This is a genomic window from Nocardia sp. CY15 (assembly GCF_009829295.1).
Lineage (GTDB): Bacteria > Actinomycetota > Actinomycetes > Mycobacteriales > Mycobacteriaceae > Nocardia > Nocardia sputi.
Genome location: NZ_VUOT01000083.1, coordinates 1 through 1969, shown reverse-complemented (window position 1 = coordinate 1969; position 1969 = coordinate 1). Strand labels below are relative to the sequence as shown.

The following is a 1969-nucleotide window of genomic DNA, read 5'->3' as shown; positions in this document are numbered from 1 at the left end:
CAAAGCCACCGGCAATTCCTCGGTACGCGCCACCGCCACCGCCACCACCGACTCCGGACCCGCACCACGGGCGATCAACGCCCGCGCCACCCGATTCGCCCGCCGCTGCAACTCACCAAAGGTCAAGAAGGTGTCCCCGAAACGGATCGCGACCGCATCCGGGCGGTTCCGCGCCTGGCTGGTGATCACATCCACCAACGTCACCTCCGGCACCAACGCACCCGGCGTCGACCACTCGTGCAACACCAGATCCCGCTCACCGGGCGCCAGCACATCGATATCCCCCACCACCACCGACGCATCCGCCGCGACCGCGGCCAGGATCCGGGTGAACCGATCCGCGAAATCACGCACCGTCGCCTCATCGAACAAATCGGTGGCATAAGTGAACGCCGCCGACAAACCCCCCACCCCACCCTCACGATCGAACCTCTCCGCCACCGCCAACTGCAGATCGAACTTCGCCACCCCCACCGCCGAATCCACCCCCGACACCGACAACCCCGGCAACTCCAACTCCGGCACCACCAAATTCTGGAACGTCAACATCACCTGGAACAACGGATGCCGCGCGGGCGAACGCGGCGGATCCAGCAACTCCACCAACCGCTCGAACGGCACATCCGCATGCCCGAACGCCTCCACATCCACCGACCGCACCCCAGCCAGCAACCCCGAAAACGACACAGCGGGATCGATCTCGGTCCGCAACACCAACGTATTGACGAACATCCCGATCACATCATCCAAAACCGCCTCACCACGCCCGGCCACCGGCGTCCCCACCGCGATATCCCGCGTCCCCGACAACCGCGCCAACAACACCGCCAACGCCGCATGCACCACCATGAACAACGTCACATCATGCGCACGCGCCACCCGCGCCAACCCCGCGGCCACCCCCGCATCCACCTCGAACCCCACCGTCGCCCCCCGATACGACGACACCGCCGCACGCGCCCGATCCGCCGGCAACTCCAACTGCTCGGGCAACCCCGCCAAACCCGCCCGCCAAAACGCGATCTGCCCCGCCAGCACCGACTCCGGATCATCCTCCGAACCCAAAACCTCCCGCTGCCACAACGCGAAATCCGCATACTGCACCGCCAACGGCGCCCACACCGGCCCCTCACCCCCCAACCGCCGCACATACGCAGCCATCAAATCCCGCGTCAACGGCCCCATCGAAAAACCATCACCCGCGATGTGATGCACCACACACACCAGCACATGCTCGAACTCACCCACCCGCAACAACCGCACCCGCACCGGCGGCGCCACCGTCACATCGAAACCCTCACCCACCACCGCAGCCACCCGACCAGCCACCCCCGCAGCCTCCACCGACTCCACCACCACCGCCGGCACCGCCCGCGCGTCCCCCACCGGCAACACCACCTGAAAACCCTCCCCATCCACAGCCGGATACACCGTCCGCAACACCTCATGCCGCTCCACCACATCCCCCACCGCAGCCCGCAACGCCCCCACATCCAACCGCCCCGACAACCGCACCGCGACCGGAATATTGTTCACCCCACTACCCGGATCGAACCGGTTCAAAAACCACATCCGCTGCTGCGCATACGACAACGGCACCCGCTCCGGCCGCACACCCGCAACCAACGCCCGACCCGCCACCGACCCCGCAAGCCGCTCCACCCCCACAGCCAACCCCGCAACCGTCGACACCTCGAACAACAACTGCACCGGCACCCGCACACCCAACGCCGCACCCACCCGCGCCGCAGCCTGCGCCGCCAACAACGAATTACCACCCAACTCGAAGAAATCATCATCCACACCCACACGACCCCCACCCTCGGCCACCAACAACGCAGCGAACACCTCCGCCACAACCTCCTCCGTCGGAGTCGACGGCGCACGGAAAGCACGAGCGGCGAACACCGGCTCCGGCAAAGCCGCCCGATCCAGCTTGCCCACCGGCGTCAACGGAATCTCGTCCAGC

General features: G+C 66.7%; 1 protein-coding gene. It reads right to left on the bottom strand.

Annotated features, from left to right (window positions below):
• A partial coding sequence (locus GVY39_RS33645; RefSeq protein ID WP_159931008.1) for a condensation domain-containing protein occupies positions 1 to 1969 on the bottom strand: 1969 nt, incomplete at both ends.